At 64.1% G+C, this 19,409-nt stretch carries 16 protein-coding genes and 2 pseudogenes; 9 read left to right on the top strand and 9 right to left on the bottom strand.

The annotated features are described in order from the left end of the window. Window positions 1–204: 204 nt before the first annotated feature. The 5 genes from PJ250_RS12890 to PJ250_RS12870 are packed head-to-tail and all read right to left on the bottom strand — an operon-like array spanning window position 205 to window position 5,006. Window positions 205–2,061, bottom strand: coding sequence for a type IV pilus secretin PilQ (locus PJ250_RS12890; RefSeq protein ID WP_271644975.1), 1,857 nt, complete (start codon window positions 2,059–2,061; stop codon window positions 205–207). Between the two features lie 14 nt (window positions 2,062–2,075). Continuing rightward, complete coding sequence (locus tag PJ250_RS12885; RefSeq protein WP_271648630.1) at window positions 2,076–2,597, bottom strand: pilus assembly protein PilP; 522 nt, start codon at window positions 2,595–2,597, stop codon at window positions 2,076–2,078. Window positions 2,598–2,611: 14 nt separating this feature from the next. Next, window positions 2,612–3,274, bottom strand: a complete 663-nt coding sequence (gene pilO / locus PJ250_RS12880) for a type IV pilus inner membrane component PilO (RefSeq protein ID WP_271644974.1) — start codon at window positions 3,272–3,274, stop codon at window positions 2,612–2,614. Then, window positions 3,271–3,948, bottom strand: a complete 678-nt coding sequence (locus PJ250_RS12875) for a PilN domain-containing protein (RefSeq protein WP_271644972.1) — start codon at window positions 3,946–3,948, stop codon at window positions 3,271–3,273. Before PJ250_RS12875 ends, pilO begins: the two co-directional genes overlap by 4 nt. Next, the gene (locus PJ250_RS12870; protein WP_271644971.1) at window positions 3,948–5,006 is read right to left on the bottom strand and encodes a pilus assembly protein PilM; all 1,059 of its coding nucleotides are present in this window, start codon (window positions 5,004–5,006) and stop codon (window positions 3,948–3,950) included. The genes PJ250_RS12875 and PJ250_RS12870 overlap by 1 nt, the downstream gene beginning before the upstream one ends. A 224-nt stretch (window positions 5,007–5,230) precedes the next feature. On the opposite strand from PJ250_RS12870, the gene PJ250_RS12865 reads away from it, so the two are divergent. From PJ250_RS12865 to PJ250_RS12845, 5 genes are all read left to right on the top strand, one after another. Further along, a complete protein-coding gene (locus tag PJ250_RS12865) occupies window positions 5,231–7,696 on the top strand; it encodes a penicillin-binding protein 1A (protein WP_271644970.1) in 2,466 nt (821 codons plus the stop codon). Window positions 7,697–7,763: 67 nt separating this feature from the next. After that, window positions 7,764–8,396, top strand: coding sequence for a hypothetical protein (locus tag PJ250_RS12860; RefSeq protein ID WP_271644968.1), 633 nt, complete (start codon window positions 7,764–7,766; stop codon window positions 8,394–8,396). Between the two features lie 72 nt (window positions 8,397–8,468). After that, on the top strand, window positions 8,469–10,073 hold the full coding sequence (locus tag PJ250_RS12855) for a peptide chain release factor 3 (RefSeq protein ID WP_271644967.1): 1,605 nt from the start codon (window positions 8,469–8,471) through the stop codon (window positions 10,071–10,073). A gap of 112 nt (window positions 10,074–10,185) precedes the next feature. Continuing rightward, window positions 10,186–10,854 carry a PAQR family membrane homeostasis protein TrhA gene (locus tag PJ250_RS12850; RefSeq protein ID WP_271644966.1) on the top strand — a complete coding sequence of 223 codons (669 nt, stop codon included), beginning with the start codon at window positions 10,186–10,188 and terminating at the stop codon, window positions 10,852–10,854. A gap of 85 nt (window positions 10,855–10,939) precedes the next feature. Beyond that, window positions 10,940–12,907, top strand: coding sequence for an AsmA family protein (locus tag PJ250_RS12845; protein WP_271644964.1), 1,968 nt, complete (start codon window positions 10,940–10,942; stop codon window positions 12,905–12,907). A gap of 4 nt (window positions 12,908–12,911) precedes the next feature. Here PJ250_RS12845 and PJ250_RS12840 read toward each other — a convergent pair whose 3' ends face one another. From PJ250_RS12840 to mtgA, 3 genes are read right to left on the bottom strand one after another with little or no spacing between them, the layout of a single operon-like run. Continuing rightward, window positions 12,912–13,340: a CBS domain-containing protein gene (locus PJ250_RS12840; protein ID WP_271644963.1), complete on the bottom strand. Its 429-nt coding sequence runs from the start codon at window positions 13,338–13,340 to the stop codon at window positions 12,912–12,914. Further along, a complete protein-coding gene (locus PJ250_RS12835) occupies window positions 13,300–14,322 on the bottom strand; it encodes a glycosyltransferase family 2 protein (protein ID WP_271644962.1) in 1,023 nt (340 codons plus the stop codon). The genes PJ250_RS12840 and PJ250_RS12835 overlap by 41 nt, the downstream gene beginning before the upstream one ends. A 2-nt stretch (window positions 14,323–14,324) precedes the next feature. Continuing rightward, complete coding sequence (gene mtgA / locus PJ250_RS12830; protein WP_271648628.1) at window positions 14,325–15,083, bottom strand: monofunctional biosynthetic peptidoglycan transglycosylase; 759 nt, start codon at window positions 15,081–15,083, stop codon at window positions 14,325–14,327. Between the two features lie 225 nt (window positions 15,084–15,308). On the opposite strand from mtgA, the gene PJ250_RS12825 reads away from it, so the two are divergent. Then, the gene (locus tag PJ250_RS12825) at window positions 15,309–16,208 is read left to right on the top strand and encodes an Hsp33 family molecular chaperone HslO (RefSeq protein ID WP_271644961.1); all 900 of its coding nucleotides are present in this window, start codon (window positions 15,309–15,311) and stop codon (window positions 16,206–16,208) included. A gap of 123 nt (window positions 16,209–16,331) precedes the next feature. After that, complete coding sequence (locus PJ250_RS12820) at window positions 16,332–17,195, top strand: XOO1806 family protein (RefSeq protein WP_271644960.1); 864 nt, start codon at window positions 16,332–16,334, stop codon at window positions 17,193–17,195. Window positions 17,196–17,214: 19 nt separating this feature from the next. Here PJ250_RS12820 and PJ250_RS12815 read toward each other — a convergent pair. Then, window positions 17,215–17,976 (bottom strand): annotated as a pseudogene (locus PJ250_RS12815) (IS3 family transposase); the annotation flags it as partial. A gap of 80 nt (window positions 17,977–18,056) precedes the next feature. Between PJ250_RS12815 and PJ250_RS12810 the strand changes: the two are divergent. Both PJ250_RS12810 and PJ250_RS12805 read left to right on the top strand, forming a co-directional pair. Beyond that, window positions 18,057–18,322, top strand: a pseudogene (locus PJ250_RS12810) (transposase). Further along, window positions 18,307–19,179 (top strand): IS3 family transposase, encoded by an 873-nt coding sequence (locus PJ250_RS12805; protein WP_271648626.1) that lies wholly within the window; start codon window positions 18,307–18,309, stop codon window positions 19,177–19,179. Before PJ250_RS12810 ends, PJ250_RS12805 begins: the two are co-directional and overlap by 16 nt. The last annotated feature ends 230 nt before the right edge of the window (window positions 19,180–19,409 follow it).

Here is a 19,409-nt window from a genome sequence, read left to right as displayed (position 1 = left end):
TTCTCGCGGTCGAGGCCGGGCGCGGTATCAGACCTGCCAGGATCGGTGGGGTTCCGTGCCTCACCATACCTTGAGTCCCCCGTTCAGCGAAGACTTCGGCTTCCGGGCGAACCCGGCGCCGGCTTGGCAAGGCCGCAGCCTTGAGCCAAACGAAAAAAACGGGGCGCGAGGGCCCCGCTTTTCTTAATGCTGACTGCGCCCGCGTTACTGGCGAACCGCAATGATCTTGGGTGTCACAAAGATCAGCAGCTCGGCCTTGTTCTTCTGCCTGCCCTGCTTCTTGAAGAGATTGCCCAGGAAGGGGATGTCCGCGAGGAAGGGGACCTTGGACACCGATGCATCGTCCGTGAATTCGTACACACCGCCAATTACTACAGTTTGACCATCCTCTACCAGAACCGCGGTGTTGATCTCGCGCCGATTCAGCGTAGGCACGACACCATAATTAGGAAGATCAATGTAGTCCGCGACATCATCTTTCTTGACGAACATGTTCAGGAACACGCGCCCGTCATGAGTAATGGTGGGCGTCACTTTCAACTCCAGCAACGCCTCCTTGAACTGGACGTTCGGCGTCGCGGCAGTTCCATTAGTACCTCCAGTAATGGTCACGTAACCAATTTCGGTACCTTGCTTAATGTCACCTTCACGCTGGTTCGCAGTGATGATGCGCGGATTGGAAATGACTTCGCCACGTCCCTCTTGCTGCAATGCAGAAAGCTCCAGATCAAGATTGAAATTGGCCCCTAAAAGCGTGTAAGCCAAGCTCGGCGCCGTTGCGCCTTGTGTGAAGCCACCAGCTGGCAGATCAACGTTTAGCCCTCTCGTAGCAGCCGTACCACCGCCGGTCGCTCCGCTGCCGATGGTCGCAACGTTGTCACCATAGGTGTGCGTACCACCGATGCCGAATTTTGCACCCAGGTCACGTGCAAATGTATCGGTGGCCACCACGATCCGAGCTTCGATCAGGACCTGATCGACCGGCCGATCAATGACATTGATCAGTTCGCGCATCGACGCGACCTTTTTCGGAATGTCGCTGATCATCAGGGTGTTGGTGCGCTCATCGGCGACCAACCGGCCACGCGAGGACAGGAAACCATTTTCCTGCTGGCTTCCCTGCCCGCCACCGTTCTGCCCCCCAATTCCCTTGGCTTCCGTCAGCGCCTTGTAGATCTCGGTAGCGCTGTGGTAGTTGATCTGCACGTAGTCAGTGATCAGGTCCTCGCGATTCTCGATCGCGATGCGCGCATCTTCCTTGTCCTGTTCGAACTTGGCCAATTCGGGCTGCGGCGCAACCCAGACCACGTTACCGTCGCGGCGCTTGTCCAGGCCCTTGGCGCGCAGCACGATATCCAGTGCCTGATCCCACGGGACGTTCACCAGCCGCAGGGTCACGCTGCCCTGCACCGTGTCGGAGGCCACAATGTTGAGGTTGGATTCTTCGGCGATCAGCTGCAGGACGGTGCGGACCGGCACATCCTGGAAGTTGAATGTCACGGGCTTGCCGGAATAGATCTTGGCCCCGACCGCCGCCATTTGGGCGGCGCCTGCCACCGCACCCGACGCCGCACCCACCGCGGGCTTGTCGGCGCGAGGCGAGATTTCAACTACATACTGGTCCTCGGTCTGATAAGCCAGCGAGTCTACGGCGCCGCGCGTGTCGAGCACCAACTGCGCCCCCTTGCCAGAGGCATGCGCATCAATGCGCTGCACCGGTGTGGCGAAATCCACCACATTCATCTGCTTCTGCAGGGAGGCAGGCATCGAGACGTTGGCAAGATCGACCACGATCTTGCCATTCTCCGTTCGCAGATCGGGCGTTGCGCCCTTCTGATCGAACTTGAGAATGAGACGTCCGGCTCCGTCGTCCCCACGACGGAAATCGATGTTGGATACCTGGACCGCGCTCCGCTGCGCTGCAGGCGCGACCGAGGCGGTCTGGGCGGCGAAGGCCGGCATTGGCCCGGCGACCATGGCGACGGCACATGCCAGCGCACAGAGTCGTGTCGTGGCCAGGCGCCGCAGGGGACGCAGGCTGTCAGCGTTGAAAGCGGTCATCGTGTATCCCCTAATCATTGATCATCAAGCGTCACGGCAGCTGGGCGTTCCAGCCAGCCACCCGCGCCGTCCGGCACCAGCTCAACGAGATCGATGCGATCTTGTTGGATATCGGTAATGCGACCATCGCTCTGGCCCATGTAGGCCCCCGGCGACACGCGGTAAGTGACCTTGTCCGGTCCCATCACTAGGCCGACCAGGCTTGCGCCAGTCCCGATGGTGCCCACCATCTTCAGGCTGTCCAGCGGGTACTGCTCGAGCGTTTCCTTGCGCCGATTCGGATCCGGACGCAGGCCACTGGAGTCCGACGCCGCCCCCCAGGCGGTGCTGAAGGGATCACGCAGGTTCTGCGCTGAATATTCGAAGGTCTCGAACTGTTGCATCACCGGAAGAGGATCCAGGGGCGGCGCAGGGCGCGCACGCACGTTGGCAACCCAATCCTCAAGATTCGGCGCGTCGCCGGGCGTACTGGTGATGCTGCGGGTGCAGCCGACCATGACCAGCAGCGTGGCAGCACAGGCGCAGACGCGGAGCATTGAAGAAGGACGACTCATGGCTGGCCTCCTGCAGGTTGCGTGCCAGCCTTCTTCTCCTGCTCCGCGGTTTCTTCCTCATCCAGATAACGGTAGGTCTTCACCGTGCCCGAAAGCTCGAGATTGCCGCTTGAGAGCCCCGCCTTGGGATCGACCGGCTGGAGGGAGATGTCATGCATCGTCAGGATCACCACGCGCGGCAGCGAGGCCACGCCACTGACGAAGGCACCGAACTGGTGGTAGCTCCCCACCATGCGCAGGGCAATCGGCTTCTCGGCGTAGAACTCCTTCGGGGTTTCCGGACCTGGCTGGAACAGCTCGTTGGTCAAGCCACTGGACAGCGCGGTTTGCGAAATGTCCACGATCAGGTCCGGCATCTCGGTCTTGCTGGGCAGCTGCCGCAGCATCTGCTGCAGCACCTGTTCCATCTGCGCCAGCTGCTGCTTGAGCGGTTCGAGATTGGCAGCGCGTCCGGCCTTCTGCTCGAACTCGCCGCGCAGGGTGGTTTCCTGACTCTCCAGCCCTTCGAGCTCTTCGCGCTGGCCCCGAAACACCAGCAGGTAGGCCAGCAGCAGGATCAGGACGCCAACCAGCACGCAGAACCCGACCTTGTAGTTCTGGGGCCAGCCGCCGATGTTGTTGAAATCCAGCTCGTTGAGTTTGACTTTCTTCTGGCTCATGACGCGGGAGTCCCTTGCGTCTGGGTGGGCGCGGGCTGTGCGTCAGGCGTGGCGGGCTGGGCCGCCGCGGGTGCATCCGCCGGCACGGTCGCAGGATCGGTTTCGGTGGGCGTCGCCAGCTCGACCTTGAGGCTGAAAACGTAGGGCAAAGCCCGCCCTGCCGAGGCGACCGGCGCCGCCTTGTCATCGCTCTTGGCTTCGATGACCGACAGGTCGGGTTTGGTCATCCAGCCAGAGCCTTCCAGGTTGCGCATGTAGGTACTCACCCGCGCATTGGACTGGGAACGGCCCTGCAGGGTGAGGATGTTCCCGTCCTGCTTGATGCTCGACAACACCACGCCGTCGGGAATGGTCCTGACCAGCGAATCGAACAGGTGCACCATCTGCGAGCGATTGGCCTGCAGTTCCTCGATCACCTTCTTGCGCGCAAGCAGGCGGTCCTTCTGCTTGTCCAGCGCCTCGATCTCCTTGATCTGGGCATCGAGCTTGGTGATCTCGCCCTTCAGAAACGCGTTGCGGTCGTTCTGCCCGTCGATCTGGCCGTTGTAGTAGAACCAGATGAAGAGCGCGAGCAACACGGAGGCGGCCGCGGCCACGCCGAGCATGCCGTAGAACTCCTTCTGGCGCTGTACGCGGCGTTCCGCGCGCCACGGAAGAAGATTGATCTTTGCCATCAGTCAAAGCTCCGCAGGGCAAGGCCGGTGGCGATCATCAACGCCGGCGCGTCCTGGGCGAGCGCGTGCGCCTGCACCTTGGGACCCAGCGTCATCTGCGCCAGCGGATTGGCCACGATGGTCGGCACGCCCAACTGCTCCTCGACCATCTCAGGCAGCCCGGCCAACGCGGCGCAGCCGCCCGCCAGCACGATCTGGTCCACCCGGTTGAACTCGCTGCCGGCATAGAAGAACTGCAGCAACCGGCTGATTTGCTGGACCGTCGCTTCCTTGAACGGCTCGAGCACCTCGATCTCATAGCTTTCCGGCAGGCCGCCCTGGCGCTTGGCCATGCCAGCTTCCTCATAGGTCAGGCCGTAGCGGCGCATGACCTCGTCGGTCAACTGCTTGCCTCCGAACACCTGCTCACGGCTGTAGAGACTCCGGCCCGTGCGGATCACATTGAGCGTGGTCATCGTGGCCCCGATGTCCACTAGCGCCACCACGCCGTCGTGCGGTACCGGCAGGTCGCCGGCCAACAGCGCGAAGGCGTTTTCGATGGCGAATGCCTCGACATCCATCACCTTGGCGGTGAGGCCACCCAACTCCAGCGCGGACTGGCGCAGCTCGACATTTTCCGAGCGCGAGGCTGCAAGCAGCACCTGGACCATCTCCGGATTGCTCGGCAGCGGGCCAAGCACCTCGAAGTCGAGGTTCACTTCCTCGATGGGATAGGGAATGTAGTTGATGGCCTCGAGCTCGATCTGGGCTTCCAGTTCGCTCTCGTCCAGATCGGCAGGCATCGGGATGATCTTGGTGATCACCGCGGACCCGGCCACGGCCGCAGCCGCGTTCTTGGCTTTGGTGCCAGCCCGGGTCACCGCGCGACGGATCGCCTCACCCACGGCCTCCACTTCGACGATGTTCTTCTCCACCACCGCGTTCGGCGGCAGGGGTTCCACAGCATAGTGTTCCACGCGAAAGCGATTGCCGACGCGCGCCAGCTGCAACAGCTTGACCGCAGTCGAGCTGATGTCTACGCCCACGAGCGTAGCTTGACTTTTCGGGATGAGCCCCACGGTGTGTCCCCTTCCGCCCTGCGGAACTGATGGGCCAGTTCAGCCCACCCTCACATTAATAATGAATTATTCACAACTTGCAAGCGCTCCGGAGCTGCACGCCACGGCTTGCAACCTTTTTCTAAGGATATGCCCCAAGTGTTTGTTTCCCCCGGAGAAGCCGTCCCCTGCTTCGGGATGCATCTATACTCCCGTGCCACGAATTGTGCAATCGGATGCTCCGGATGTCTCGTTTTCGCCGCCTGCTGCGCTGGGCGTTGGTCTTGTGCCTGGTCGGTGCCGTTGTCGGCGCAACGGTCTTGGGCTTCTTCTATTACTCGATCGCTGCCAAGCTGCCTTCGATCCAGTCACTGCGCGACGTCCAGTGGCAGGAGCCGATGTACGTCTACGCCGACGACGGCAGCCTGATCGCAGTGTTCGGTGAGAATCGGCGCTACCCGGTGGACATCGAGGATGTCCCGGTGCAGGTCCGGCGCGCCTTCGTCGCCGCCGAAGACTCGAATTTCTACGAGCACGGCGGCGTTGACCCGAAGGGCATCTCCCGCGCGATCTGGCAGACCCTGACCAAGGATGGGCGCGTGGCCGGCGGCAGCACGATCACCCAGCAGGTCGCCCGACAGTTCTTCCTGAGCAACGAATACAGCTACACCCGCAAGCTGGCCGAGATGATGCTGGCCATGCGCATCGAGCGCATGCTCACCAAGGACCAGATCCTGGAGCTGTATCTCAACAAGAGCTTCTTCGGCAATCGGGCTTACGGTGTGGCGGCCGCTGCCGAGTTCTACTACGGCAAATCCCTCAAGGAACTCAGCCTGGCCGAGGCCGCCACGCTGGTCAGCTCGCTGAAGTTCCCTTCCAGCGGCAATCCGCTCAGCAATCCGGTCCGCAACCACCAGCGCTCGGTCTACGTCATCGACCGCATGCTCGAGGATGGCTACATCACCTCGGCGCAGGCGGCGCAGGCCCGGGCCGAGCCCGAGCACGCCAAGCCGCACGAGCGCCCGATCGATGTCTACGCGCCCTACGTGGCCGAGATGGTCCGCCAGGAAATGGTCGCCAAGTTCGGCGGCGATGTCCTCAACAAGGGCTACCACGTCACTACGACGATCGACCCGCTGCTGCAACCGGCCGCCGACAAGGCCGTCCGTGAAGGCTTGGAAACCTACGACCATCGCCACGGCTGGCGGGGTGCGGAGAAGCATTTCGACGTGACCGCCGGTGCCGACGCCGAGTCCCTGGCCAGCCACCTGGCCGGCCAGGTCTCCCAAGGCGGACTGGACCCGGTGATCGTCGCCTCCACCGAAGCAGACGGCAGCGCCACGGTGGTGACCCGCGATGCCAAGCTGATCACCTTGCCCGCCTCATCCAGCAAGTGGACCGGGCGTACCCCGGCCAAGCTGCTCGAACGCGGCGACATGGTGCGTATCGCGGCCCAACGCAAGGAGTCGGACAAGCAGACCGATCCGGCCGCCAAGCCCGAATACGTCTACACATTGGATCAGGTGCCCCAGGCCCAGTCGGCCCTGGTGTCGCTGGATGCAAACAGCGGCGCCATTCGCGCATTGGTCGGCGGCTTCAGTTTCGCGGCCAACAAGTTCAATCGGGCCACACAGGCCCGTCGCCAGCCGGGCTCCAGCTTCAAGCCGTTCCTGTACGCCGCGGCGTTCGAGAAGGGCTTCAATCCGATGTCCATCGTGCTCGATGCCCCGGTCGTGTTCCGCGACCGGCGCGGGCATGTCTGGCGCCCGGGCAACGACGACGGCAAGTTCAAAGGACCGATGCGCCTGCGCGAGGCGCTGGTGCAGTCACGCAACCTGGTGTCGGTGCGCCTGCTCGACGCCATTGGCGTGGACTTCGCGCGCAAGTACATCAGCCAGTTCGGCTTCGAGGAATCCGAGCTTCCACCGAATCTGTCGATGTCGCTGGGCTCGGCCTCGCTGACGCCGCTGTCGATGGCCCGCGGCTATACGGTGCTGGCCAACGGGGGCTCCCTGGTGGAGACATGGCTGATCGACAAGGTCACCGACCGCGATGGCAAGGTGGTCTTCCAGGCCGACCCGGCCGTGGCTTGCCGTGCCTGCGGACGCCATGGCGCCAATGCCAAGCCGCCAAGCCAGGTGGTGGACGGCTTCAATTTCGGTCCGATGCAGGATCCGCAGGCCAGCGCATCGGCACCCTTGGCGACCTCCAAGTCGGATCCGAGCCAGGATGACGAGCCGCCGCCGGGCACCAAGGTCGCTCCGCGCGCGATCGACGAACGCACCGCCTACCAGATCGTGTCGATGATGCGCGACGTGGTCCGCCGCGGCACCGGCACGGCGGCCAACGTACTTGGCCGCGAGGACACGGCCGGCAAGACCGGCTCGACCAATGACCACCGCGACGCCTGGTTCTCCGGCTTCGCCGGCCCTTACGTGACCACGGTCTGGGTGGGCAAGGACAACTTCCGCTCGCTCGGCTACAAGGAATACGGCGGTCGTGCGGCGCTGCCGATCTGGATCGACTACATGCGCGTGGCCCTGAAGGACAAGCCGATCACCCCCAATGACCCGCCCGAGGGCATGGTCGAGGTCACGCGCAACGGGGCGACCGAGTGGATCAAGGTCGAAGATCTGGATCGCATGCAGGGTGATGAAAACCTTCAGGACCAGGATCCCAGCAAGGACGAGGCGGCGTTCGACATCTTCTGATCGCTTGACCAGGGTCATTACCGGGCTCGTGTAGAGTCCGGTGGCCCCTGACGATTTGAGGCTGGAGATGCCACACGCCCGCCAGCATGCGCAGACCCAGACGGCGCAGCGCCGCCGACACGTGGCGCAGGAGGCTGCCCGCCTGATGGCCGAAGGCGGCATCAACGACTACAGCCAGGCCAAGCGCAAGGCCGCCAGTCGGCTGGGCATGCTGGATGAGGCGTCTCTGCCGGCCAATCGGGAAATTGAACAGGCGCTGCGCGAGTACCAGCGCCTGTTCGCCAGTCCCGACCATGCCGGGCTGCTGCGCTCGCGGCGTGCGGCAGCGCTCCAGGCGATGGCGTTTTTCGCGGACTTTTCCCCACGCCTGGCTGGCCCGGTGCTGGATGGCACCGCCGATGGGCAGTCGAGCGTGCAGTTGCACCTGCACAGCGACGACGAGGACGCGATCTCGCGGTTTCTCGAGGACCACCACATCCCCGCCGATCCCCGCACGCGTCGCATCCGCCTGGACCAGGCGCGGCAGGCCGACGTCACGGTGTGGCAATTGGTCGCCGACGGCGTGAACTTCGATCTGCTCGTCCTGCCGCGCCAGGCGCTGCGCCAGGCGCCCCTGTCTGCGATCGATGCACGCCCGATGGCGCGCGCTTCGGCCAGCCAGCTTGAGGCGCTGCTGGCGGCCGACGCACCGATCGGCTGAACCCGGCCGCACGGCGCCGCTATACTTGTCGGCTCCCTGATTCCCCAATGCGTCCACCCGGGCGCGACGACCATGTCCGAAGTCTCCCGCGAAGCCGCGCGCCGCCGCACTTTCGCCATCATTTCCCATCCCGATGCCGGCAAGACCACGCTGACTGAAAAGCTGTTGCTGTTCGGTGGGGCGATCCAGATGGCCGGTTCAGTGAAGGGCCGCAAGGCCGCGCGCCACGCCACTTCGGACTGGATGGCGCTGGAAAAGGAGCGCGGGATCTCGGTGACCTCCTCGGTCATGCAGTTCCCGTACGAGGGCAAGATCATCAACTTGCTCGACACCCCCGGCCACGCCGACTTCGGCGAGGACACCTACCGCGTGCTCACCGCGGTGGACTCGGCGCTGATGGTCATCGACGTGGCCAAGGGCGTGGAGGAACGCACGATCAAGCTGATGGAGGTCTGCCGCCTGCGCGACACGCCGATCATGACCTTCATCAACAAGCTGGACCGTGAGGGCAAGGACCCGATCGAACTGCTCGATGAAGTGGAGACCGTGCTGGGCATCCGCTGCGCGCCGGTCACCTGGCCGATCGGCATGGGCCAGCGCCTGAAGGGCGTGGTGCACCTGATCAGCGGCGAGGTCCACCTGTACGAGCCAGGGCGCAATTTCACCCGGCAGGATTCGACCATCTTTCCGTCGATCGACGACCCGGGTCTGGAGGCCAGGATCGGTCCGCAGATGCTGGCCAGCCTGCGTGACGAACTGGAACTGGTCCAGGGGGCGAGCAATCCCTTTGACCTGGACGCCTACCTGAGCGGCCAGCAGACCCCCGTCTTCTTCGGCTCGGGCGTGAACAACTTCGGCGTACAACCCTTGTTGGACTTCTTCGTCGAACACGCTCCGGCCCCGCAGCAGCGCGCGACCACCGGGCGCGAAGTGCAGCCCACCGAAGGCAAACTGACCGGCTTCGTGTTCAAGATCCAGGCGAACATGGACCCGCAGCATCGCGACCGCGTGGCGTTCATGCGCGTGTGCTCGGGCCGCTTTGCCGCCGGCATGAAGGCCTTTCACGTACGCAGTGGCAAGGAGCAGAAGCTGGCCAACGCGCTGACCTTCATGGCCTCCGACCGCGAGATCGCCGCCGAGGCCTATCCGGGTGATGTGATCGGCATCCACAACCACGGCACGATCTCCATCGGCGACACCTTCACCGAGGGCGAATCCTTAAGCTTCACCGGCATCCCCAACTTCGCCCCCGAACTGTTCCGCCGCGCGCGCCTGCGCGATCCGCTCAAGCTCAAACAGCTGCAGAAGGGCCTGGCCCAGCTCTCCGAGGAAGGCGCCACCCAGTTCTTCCGCCCGCTGATGAGCAACGACCTGATCCTGGGCGCGGTGGGCGTCCTGCAGTTCGACGTGGTGGCCTACCGGCTGAAGGACGAATACGGCGTCGATGCGATCTTCGAGCCGGTTGGGGTGACCACCGCACGCTGGGTGCATTGCGACAACGAGAAGAAGCTTGAAGAGTTCCGCGAGAAGAACGCGATGAACCTGGGCATCGACGCGGCCGGCGAACTGGTCTACCTGGCGCCAACCCGGGTCAATCTTCAGCTGGCCCAGGAACGGGCACCGGACGTGCGCTTCTCGGCCACGCGCGAACACGCCTACAGCGTGGCCACCGACTGAGCGGTCGCAGGCGCAAGGCAAGCTGAACATGAGCCCGTCTCGCCGACCAAGCCGGGCCAATGCAGGGCTGGCCTGCCATGTTGTTGAGAATGGATTGCGTTAAAGTCGGTCTATGGCTTTACAGGCGCATCCCGAGACCAACCTGCGCGACGAGATCGCCAGCGCCCTGACCCACGGCCTGGGCGCGGTCGCGGCGCTGGCCGGTGGCGCCGTATTGATCACCCTGGCCGCGCTCTACGGCGATGGCTGGCAGCTCGGCACTGCCATCGTGTTCAGCGTCACCCTGCTGCTGCTGTATGTGGCCTCCACGCTGTACCACGCCATCCAGCACCCCATGGCCAAGGCGCGGCTGCAGATCTTCGACCACTGCGCGATCTATCTGCTGATCGCCGGCACTTACACCCCGATCCTGTTGATTGGCATGCGCGGGCCCTGGGGGTGGGGCATGTTTGCCGCGATCTGGTCCATCGCCGTGTTCGGTGTGGTCTTCAAGCTGTTCTTCACCGGGCGCTTCAAGCTGCTGTCCACAGCCATTTATGTGGCAATGGGCTGGCTGGTCGTGATCGCCATCGAGCCGCTGCTGAAGTCCGTCGATGGCTTCACGCTTGGCTGGCTGCTGGCCGGCGGCGTGTTCTATACGCTAGGAACCTACTTCTACCAGCGCGACTCAGTCCGCTATTTCCATGCGATCTGGCATCTGTTCGTGCTGGCCGGCAGCGTGTGCCACTTCGTGGCGGTGACCGGCCAGGTGCTGGTGCCGCGCTTGCACCACGGCGGCTGATCGGACCCGAGCCTGACACGGACGACTGAACACCTGCAGGCGTCTTCGCAGGCCGTGAACACCTGGCCCACAGATAGTGACGGCCATGGACCCAGCCGCTTCCCCGCCACGCAATCCCGCACGCGCCCATCCGCTGCTGACCGCGCTTGGCATCCTGGCGGTGATCGTCCTGTTGCTGGTCCTGCTGTGGGACTGGAACTGGTTCAAAGGTCCTGTCGAACGCGCAGTCGAGGCCCGCACGGGCCGCGCCTTTCATATCGATGGCGACCTGGATGTCGACCTGGGCCGGATCACCATCGTCCGCGCGGACGGTCTACGTCTGGGCAATAGCGACTGGGCAAGCAAGACCGCGCCGAATATGGCCACCGTCAAGCGCTTGGAGATCAAGCTGGACGTGCCGCAGCTGATCTTCCACAGCCGTGTCGTGCTTCCCGCGATCCGACTGGAGCGCCCGGTGATCGAGCTGCAGAACCGCGCTGCCGGCGAAGGGGGCAACTGGGTCTTTGAAGACACCCGTACCGCCGGCCGCGACGAGGAGGGGACCATGCCGCGCATCGGCGCGCTCATCGTCGAAGACGCGCGCCTGCATTATCTGGATCCGCCCAACCAGACCGACCTGCGCATTGAGGCCAACAGTGGGCAGCCCGATGCGCAGTACAAGGCACCGCCAATCGACCTGACAGGCAGTGGCCACTGGGCGGCCAACACCTTCACCCTGGCCGGGCGCATCCAGTCCCCGCTGGATCTGGCCCAGACGCAGCGACCCTACCTGATCGATCTGCGGGCCGCCGCGGGGGCCACCAAGGCCCACGCCCGAGGCACGCTGATCGACCCGCTACATCTGGGCGGATTCAACCTGCGCATGTCGCTGGCCGGAAAGGACCTGGCTGACCTGTACCCCCTGATCGGCGTAGCGATCCCGGCATCGCCGCCTTATGCACTCGATGGCACCCTGACCCGGACCGGCTCGACCTGGCACTACGACCACTTCAGCGGCACGCTGGGTGACAGTGACCTCCACGGCGCCGTGGCGGTGAGCACCGGCGGGCCGCGTCTGAAGCTTGAGGCCGATCTGACCTCCAGGCGCCTGGATTTCGACGATCTGGCCGGCTTCGTCGGCGCGCCGCCCAGGGGCGGCGCGGGCGAGACCCGCAACGCCGAACAGACCCATCGGGCCGCCCAGCTGGCCACCAGCCCGCGCGTCCTGCCCCAGACGCGCTACGACCTGTCCAAACTGCGCTCGATGGATGCAGACGTGCGATGGAAAGCCGCGCGTATCAATGCTCCCAAGCTTCCTATCGACGACATGGACGCGCATCTGCGCCTGACCGACGGACTACTCCAGCTACAGCCGCTCAACTTCGGCGTCGCTGGCGGCGACATCCGCTCCACCATTCGCATGGACGCACGCCAGTCCACGATTCGCACCCGCGCCGACATTTCAGTGCGCAAGCTCAATCTGGGGCAGTTGTTTCCGCAGGTAAAACTGACCGAGGACGCCGTCGGACGCATTGGCGGCGGCATCAACATCGAAACTTCGGGCAATTCGATCGCCGCCATGGCGGCCAACGCCAACGGCGAGCTGGGCGTCGGCATGGGCAAAGGCCATCTCCCGCAGCTTCTGGTGGAACTGGCCGGGCTGGATGTGACGCAGTCGCTGGGTTACCTCTTCGATCAGGACAAGCAGGTCCCAATCCGGTGCGCATTCGCTGATTTCGGCGTCAAGGATGGGCTCATGCAAAGTCGTGCCATGGCATTCGACACCACCGACACCATCGTGCTGGGCGAGGGCTCGATCAATCTCAAGGACGAATCACTGAATCTGACCCTGACCCCGCGCCCGAAGGATCGCAGCATCCTGAGCTTCCGCACGCCGCTGGAGATCGGTGGCACTTTCAAGGATCCGTCGTTCCGCCCCAACCTGAAGAAGCTCGGCTTGCGCGGGGCGATCGCGCTGGCGCTGGGCACCATCGCCCCGCCCGCAGCGTTGCTGGCCACGATCGACCCGGGTGGTGGACAGGACAGCCAGTGCGGCGGCCAGTACGCCAAGTGACGCTTCAGGAAGCGACGTAGCGTTGCAGCGCGTCCAGATCGGCCTGCTGCTCCTCGATCACCGCCTTGACCAAATCGCCGATCGACACCACCCCGATCACCCGCCCTTCGTCGATCACCGGCAGGTGGCGGAAACGACGACGCGTCATCACCTCCATGCAGTGGGCAACGCTCTGGCCCGGCTCGACCGTCACGACCTGCGTGGTCATGATCTGATCGACGCGCGTGTTGTGCGATGAGCGCTCCAGCAGGACCACCTTGCGCGCGTAATCTCGCTCGGACAGGATCCCGACCAGCACCTCACCGCGCATCACCAGCACCGCCCCGACACCGTGCCGGTCCATCTTGCGAACCGCCTCGAACACCGCTTCATGCGGCTCGACCGCGACCAGCTCAGCGGTCTTGCCGTCCAGCAACTGCTTCACCGTGCGCATGGGACGCTCCGGTAGCCTCGGTTGGTCCGGAGGATACGCCTTCGCTGGCCGGGTTCCACTGGTCAATCAGATACAACGGTCTCTGTTTGGCCTCGTCGTACAGTCGGCCCAGGTATTCCCCGATCATTCCCAGGGCGATCAGCTGCGTCCCCCCCAAGAAGAGCACGACGGTCATCATGCTGGGCCAACCCGCGACCGGATCGCCGTGCCACAACGCGCGCACCACGATCATCACCGCATAGATGAAGGCCAGCGCCGCCACCAGCAGTCCGAGATAGGTGGCGGCCCGCAAGGGGGCGGTGGAGAAGCTGGTGATGCCCTCCAGGGCGAAGTTCCACAGCTTCCAGGCACTGAAGTTGCTGCGACCGGCGATGCGCGCCTCGCGGTGATACGGAATGGCGCGCTGGCCATATCCCACCCAGCCGAACAAGCCTTTCATGAACCGGTGCCGCTCGCGCAACTGTTTGAGTGCCTGCTGGACACGCGGCGAAAGCAGACGGAAATCGCCGGTATCGGCCGGGATCGGGGTCTTGGACAGGCGTCCAATCACCCGGTAGAAGCCGTGTGCGCTGAACCGCTTGAGCCAGGTCTCGCCATCGCGCTCGACCCGTGTGCCGAACACGTTGTCGTACCCCTCCCGCCAGGCGGCAACGAACTGGGGGATAAGCTCCGGCGGATCCTGTCCATCGGCATCCAGGATCAGCACGGCGCTGTGCGGCGCGACAAGATCCAGTCCAGCGGTCAAGGCCGCCTCCTTACCGAAATTTCGCGACAGCCGAAGCACTCCGACCCGTCGGTCCTCCTCCGCAAGGCGCTGCATGACCTCCCAGGTCGCGTCCAGGCTGCCGTCATCGACATAGATCACGCGCCAGTCCAAGGCCTCCAGTTGGACCAGCACTGCCCGAAGGCGTGGATGCAAGGCCGGCAGGGCCTCCGCCTCGTTGCGCGCGGCCACCACCACGGTCAGACAATCACGGGCCATGGTCACTCCAGCTCATCCAGGTAAGCGGTGCCACCGAGCTGTCGCACCTGACGTTGTATCCAGGCCGCCCGTCGCTGCACGTAGGGGCCCGGCCTGCTCGCGCTGTAGCGTCCGGGGGCGGGCAGCACCGCGGCCAGTCGGGCGGCCTGGTCGCCACTGAGCCGGGACGCATCGATCCCCCAGAACGCCTGCGATGCGGCCTGCGCCCCATAGATCCCGTCGCCGAACTCGGCGATGTTGGCGTAGACCTCCAGGATCCGCTGCTTGGGCCAGAACAGCTCGATCAGCACGGTGTACCAGGCCTCGATGCCCTTGCGCACATAGCTGCGGCCGGACCAGAGGAAAAGATTCTTGGACACCTGCTGGCTGATGGTGCTGGCGCCGCGAAGTCTGCCACCGCGCTCATTGTGCGCTCTGGCCTTTTCGATGGCTTGCAGGTCGAAGCCCGAATGCGTGGCGAAGCGCTGGTCTTCCGCGGCGATCATCGACAGCGGAAGTGCTGGTGCGATCCGGTCGAAATCGCGCCACGCGTAGCGCGGATGAAACGCCCACTGCCCGTCTCCCCAGGCGTCGAGTTGCCGCGTCACCATGAAGGCCGAAAACGGCGGATCGACAAAGCGCAGCACCAGCACCTGCAAGGCACTACCAGCCGCGAAAAGCAGAGGCAGCGCGAGCAGCCAGCGGCGCCAACGCCGCCATCGGCTCCGGCGCAGCGGCACATCGGCAACAGGGCTCTCATGATTGAGTTGCGGGTCGGGCATCCCGACGATGTTAACCTCCGTCCCGCGCTTTCTGACGCGACCTTTGCCACGCCCCCGCCTGGCCATCGCCCTATCGGCCCGCATGCGAGCCTGGCATGGCGCATGAAGCCCCTCCGGGGGCCCACAGCCGCCAGCTCCCTGCCCGCCTCGACTTGGAATGGCCGCTCATCGCCCACACGATAGGAAGTTAATTCCCGCCTGTGGCGACAACGCCGAAATCCTGCCATGTCCGAGATCGATGACACGCGCGACACGCGCCTTCGTTTCCTTCTGCCCGTCGCCGGCGTGCGCGGCGTCTGCGTTCGCCTGGACCAGGCCTGGACCACGCTGTTGGAGCCGGCAGCCTATCCTGATCGCGCGCGCGACCTGCTTGGCCAGGCCGTGGCGGCTTCCGCCCTGTTCACCGGCCACGTGAAGATCGACGGACGCCTGTCCATCCAACTGCGCAGTAGCGGCGGCATGCGGACCCTGTTTGCCGAATGCACCTCGGCCGGCACCGTGCGCGGCATCGTGCAGTTGGCCGAAGGCGCTGATGCTCCGTCGGACCTGACCGCCCTTGGCAAGGACGCGCTGCTGGCCATCACGATCGAGAATCCCGGGCTGGATCCCCGCGAACCGCAGCGTTACCAAAGCCTGGTGGAGCTGGCAGCGCCTTCGCTGGACGGCGCCTTCGAGGATTATTTCCGCAACTCCGAGCAGTTGCCGACCCGCCTGCTGCTCGCAGCAGATGCCGACCAGGTTGCCGGCATCATGCTGCAGAAGCTCCCCGGCGACGAAGGCGATACCGATGGCTGGCGGCGGGCCGGCATGCTGTTCGAGACGCTCGGTCGCGATGAGCTGCTGCAGACCCCACCGGCCCAGTTGCTGCACCGCCTGTTCCACGAGGAAGAAGTTGCCATCGTGGATCGGCAGCCTCTGCGCTTTGCCTGTTCTTGCTCTCGCGAACGCGTCGAAGGCATGCTCGCCTCCTTAGGCCAGGAAGAAGCCATGGCCGCGGCCGAGGAAGGCACGGCCGAGGTCCGCTGCGAGTTCTGTGGCCGGTCTTACCTGTTCAGCCCCGACCAGATCAAGGCGCTCTTTGCGCCCGGAACGCTCATGGCGCAGGGACCTGAGCGCCTGCAGTGAGCGAGATCACGTACTGACACAGCGCCTTCACGCAGATCTTGTTAAATAAACATAAATCGGATAATTTTCCGTAACCCTCACGTGATGGGAACTTCTTCCCGTCCCGTCTGTCTGAGTCGCACGATGCGCCTTCCTTTCCGCCGTTCGCTGCTTGCGCTGCTGCTCGCCACCTCGGCGAGCATGGGTGCGCATGCCCAAACGCGCGGGAATGCCACTGCGGGGACCACGATGCTGCCTGTCTGGAACAGCCGTGGCCAGGTCGAAGGCGCCCTGATTCTCGAACCCACCGACGAGGCCGCTGCCGGGGCGCGCTGGCGGCTGGGGCGCAACACCCTGAGCGCCGCATTCGGCCTGGATTCGAGCGAGTCGCTGGGGCTGCTGTGCAACAACCGCAATGGTATCGGCAGCAGCATCAGCAGCCTGATCGCCTATTGCAATGTGGCGATGGTGAATGACGACGCGTCCTCCAGCAACGACCAGCATTTCAACGCCTCGGCCAGCCTGAGTCGCCCGGAAGGCAAGCTAGGATTGAGCGTGGGAACCGGTCGGGACACCCTGCCGGCCTGGATGTCTCCCGGCAGTTCGTCGGCTGGACGCTTCGAGCAGAACGATCTGGCCGTATTCGGGCAGAAGAACATCGGCCGCGAGGGCTTTGTCACCATCGGCGGCACGCTAGCGCGGGCACGGCTGGTACCCGCCTCAGAGCTGAGCATCATCCCCGATCGTTGGAACAGCAAGAGCTTCAGCTTTGGCGGAGGCTACGGCCCCTTCAGCGGCAGCATCATCGGCCGCGTCATCGATGCCCCTGGCCAACCAGGCAAGTGGGAAGGTCTTGGTGTTGGACTGACCTGGCGCACCCCGTGGAGCGGCCAGCTGACCGTGGGCGCGGAAAACATCGTCACCAGCGGCAAGAATCCATTTGCCCCGGACGCCCCGATCGCCGACGACGGCACCGTCCCGTACGTGCGGTACGAGCAGGATCTCTGATCGCGCCACTGTTGGGCGATCAGCCGGTAGAGATTCCGACCTTCTTCGGCACCTGGGAATTCGCTTGGGACCCGTGTTCTCGGGCGAATTCCGCAGGAGTTTTCCATGCCAGTGCACTGTGGGGACGCTCCTCGTTATAGAAGCGCCGCCATGCTTCGATTTTGCTCCGCGCATCGGCCAACGACAAGAACCAATGTTCGTTCAGACACTCCTGCCGCAGCCGGCCGTTGAAGCTTTCCACCATCGCGTTGTCCGTCGGTGTGCCACGGCGGGAAAAATCCGGCTCAACGCCAGCCTCATACGCCCAACGGTCCAGCACCTTGCCAGCAAATTCACTGCCGTTATCCACCTTGATCGCTTCCGGCTTGCCGCGTTGAACAACCAGGCGCGTCACCGCTTCAGCCACGTCGTCAGCACGCAGGGACTGATCGACGACGATATCCAGACACTCGTGCGTGAAGTGATCCAGCACCGGCAACAGCCGGAAGCGACGGCCGTCGAACAATGCGTCACTCACGAAGTCCATGCCCCACAGCGTGTTGGGTGCGGTCGCAATTGTGATCGGCTGCCTGCGACGGCTGCTCCGGCTGCGACGCGGCCGGCAATGCCTTAAAGACAGGCCTTCTTCCTTGTAGATGCGATGCACGCGCTTGTGGTTATCGCGCCACCCCTCCCGGCGCAGCATCACCAGCACCCGCTCGCAACCATAGTGGATGCGCGTCTGCGTGATCTCGCGCATCCGCAAGCGGATGGCGCTACAGTCGCGCGCCTTGGCCTTGTGCCCCCCCCCCAGAAAGCCGAGCCAACGTAAAGTAGAGACTTCGCCCCGCACGGGCCCCGTGGATCACGAGGAATCGGGCGATGAAGAAGTCCCGTTTTACCGAGGAGCAGATTGCGTACGCGCTCAAGCAGGTCGAGCTGGGGATGGCGGTGGGCGAGGTGTGTCGCAAGATGGGCATTGCGGAGCGACGTTCTACGCTTGGCGCAAGAAGTTTGGCGGGCTTGGCGTGGCCGAGCTGCGCCGGCTACGCCAGCTCGAAGAAGAGAACCGCAAGCTCAAGCAGCTGGTCGCCGATCTGAGCCTGGACAAGGTCATGCTGCAGGACGTCTTATCAAAAAAGCTCTGAGGCCCGCGCAGCGCAAGACGCTCGTGGGCCATCTGATCGACCGTTACCGCGTCGGCGTGCGCCGAGCCTGCGAAGTGGTGAGGCAGAGCCGCTCGGCGTGGTACTACCAGCCTCGGGAGAACGATGATGCGCCACTGCTTCAGCGGATCGAGGAGATTGCCGCCGCTCGGGTCCGCTACGGCTTCTGGAGGATCTTCGTGTTACTGCGCCGGGAAGGCTGGAGGGCCAACCACAAGCGCGTGTACCGCCTGTATTGCCAAGCCGGGCTCAACCTGCGGCGCAAGCGTCCGCGTCGACGCAAAGCCGCGGCACATCGCCTGGAGCGCACCGTGCTGACGGCCCCCAACCAGGTCTGGAGTATGGACTTTGTTGCGGACGCCCTGTTCGATGGACGCCGGTTCCGGGCCCTGACGGTCGTGGACACCTTCACCAAGGAGAGCCTTGCCATCGAGGTCGACCAACATCTCAAGGGCGATGACGTTGTGGCGGTAATGGAGCGGCTTCGCCACCAGCGTGATCTGCCGCAGCGGATCCAGACTAACAACGGCAGCGAGTTCATCTCGATCGTGATGGACCGCTGGGCCTACGACCATGGCGTGGTCATGGATTACTCCCGTCCCGGCAAACCCACCGACAACCCGCTTATCGAATCGTTCAACGGCAGCTTCCGAGACGAGTGCCTCAACACTCACTGGTTCCTGTCGCTGGATGACGCTCGCCAGAAGATCGAAAGCTGGAGGGTCGATTACAATCATTTCCGGACGCACTCATCGATCGGCGATGTCCCGCCCGCCAAGTTCGCCGCCCGATTCACCCCTCAACCCAAAGCCGAATTTTCCAGTTCCGCTCGGGCCTAGTACGGGGAGGAGGTCAGTCTTCACCAGCCTGGATGAGGTCCGCTGCATAACCGAAGATCGACGATATCGATACAACCACCAGCGCACTCATTGCGCACTTGGCGGAAGCTCACCCGCCGCATACTCCATGGCCTCATCCGCCACCTGTATTTCGGACTGACTCGGAAAACGAGGACGCAACAGCATCCGCTAATCTGCGGGGAATTACCGACATCGGACACACGGCGAAA

It is taken from the genome of Pseudoxanthomonas sp. JBR18 (genome assembly GCF_028198165.1).
Lineage (GTDB): Bacteria > Pseudomonadota > Gammaproteobacteria > Xanthomonadales > Xanthomonadaceae > Pseudoxanthomonas_A.
Note: the sequence above shows the minus strand (reverse complement) of the source record. Positions and strands in the feature narration are given on the sequence as shown.

What these genes read in the sequence shown, in the direction of transcription:
- PJ250_RS12835 (WP_271644962.1), bottom strand. Translation starts at nt 14,322, where the DNA reads ATGGCCCGTGATTGTCTGACCGTGGTGGTGGCCGCGCGCAACGAGGCG.
- PJ250_RS12855 (WP_271644967.1), top strand. Translation starts at nt 8,469, where the DNA reads ATGTCCGAAGTCTCCCGCGAAGCCGCGCGCCGCCGCACTTTCGCCATC.
- PJ250_RS12860 (WP_271644968.1), top strand. Translation starts at nt 7,764, where the DNA reads ATGCCACACGCCCGCCAGCATGCGCAGACCCAGACGGCGCAGCGCCGC.
- PJ250_RS12820 (WP_271644960.1), top strand. Translation starts at nt 16,332, where the DNA reads ATGCGCCTTCCTTTCCGCCGTTCGCTGCTTGCGCTGCTGCTCGCCACC.
- PJ250_RS12865 (WP_271644970.1), top strand. Translation starts at nt 5,231, where the DNA reads ATGTCTCGTTTTCGCCGCCTGCTGCGCTGGGCGTTGGTCTTGTGCCTG.
- PJ250_RS12890 (WP_271644975.1), bottom strand. Translation starts at nt 2,061, where the DNA reads ATGACCGCTTTCAACGCTGACAGCCTGCGTCCCCTGCGGCGCCTGGCC.
- PJ250_RS12875 (WP_271644972.1), bottom strand. Translation starts at nt 3,948, where the DNA reads ATGGCAAAGATCAATCTTCTTCCGTGGCGCGCGGAACGCCGCGTACAG.
- PJ250_RS12825 (WP_271644961.1), top strand. Translation starts at nt 15,309, where the DNA reads ATGTCCGAGATCGATGACACGCGCGACACGCGCCTTCGTTTCCTTCTG.
- PJ250_RS12850 (WP_271644966.1), top strand. Translation starts at nt 10,186, where the DNA reads ATGGCTTTACAGGCGCATCCCGAGACCAACCTGCGCGACGAGATCGCC.
- PJ250_RS12885 (WP_271648630.1), bottom strand. Translation starts at nt 2,597, where the DNA reads ATGCTCCGCGTCTGCGCCTGTGCTGCCACGCTGCTGGTCATGGTCGGC.
- pilO (WP_271644974.1), bottom strand. Translation starts at nt 3,274, where the DNA reads ATGAGCCAGAAGAAAGTCAAACTCAACGAGCTGGATTTCAACAACATC.
- mtgA (WP_271648628.1), bottom strand. Translation starts at nt 15,083, where the DNA reads ATGCCCGACCCGCAACTCAATCATGAGAGCCCTGTTGCCGATGTGCCG.
- PJ250_RS12845 (WP_271644964.1), top strand. Translation starts at nt 10,940, where the DNA reads ATGGACCCAGCCGCTTCCCCGCCACGCAATCCCGCACGCGCCCATCCG.
- PJ250_RS12840 (WP_271644963.1), bottom strand. Translation starts at nt 13,340, where the DNA reads ATGCGCACGGTGAAGCAGTTGCTGGACGGCAAGACCGCTGAGCTGGTC.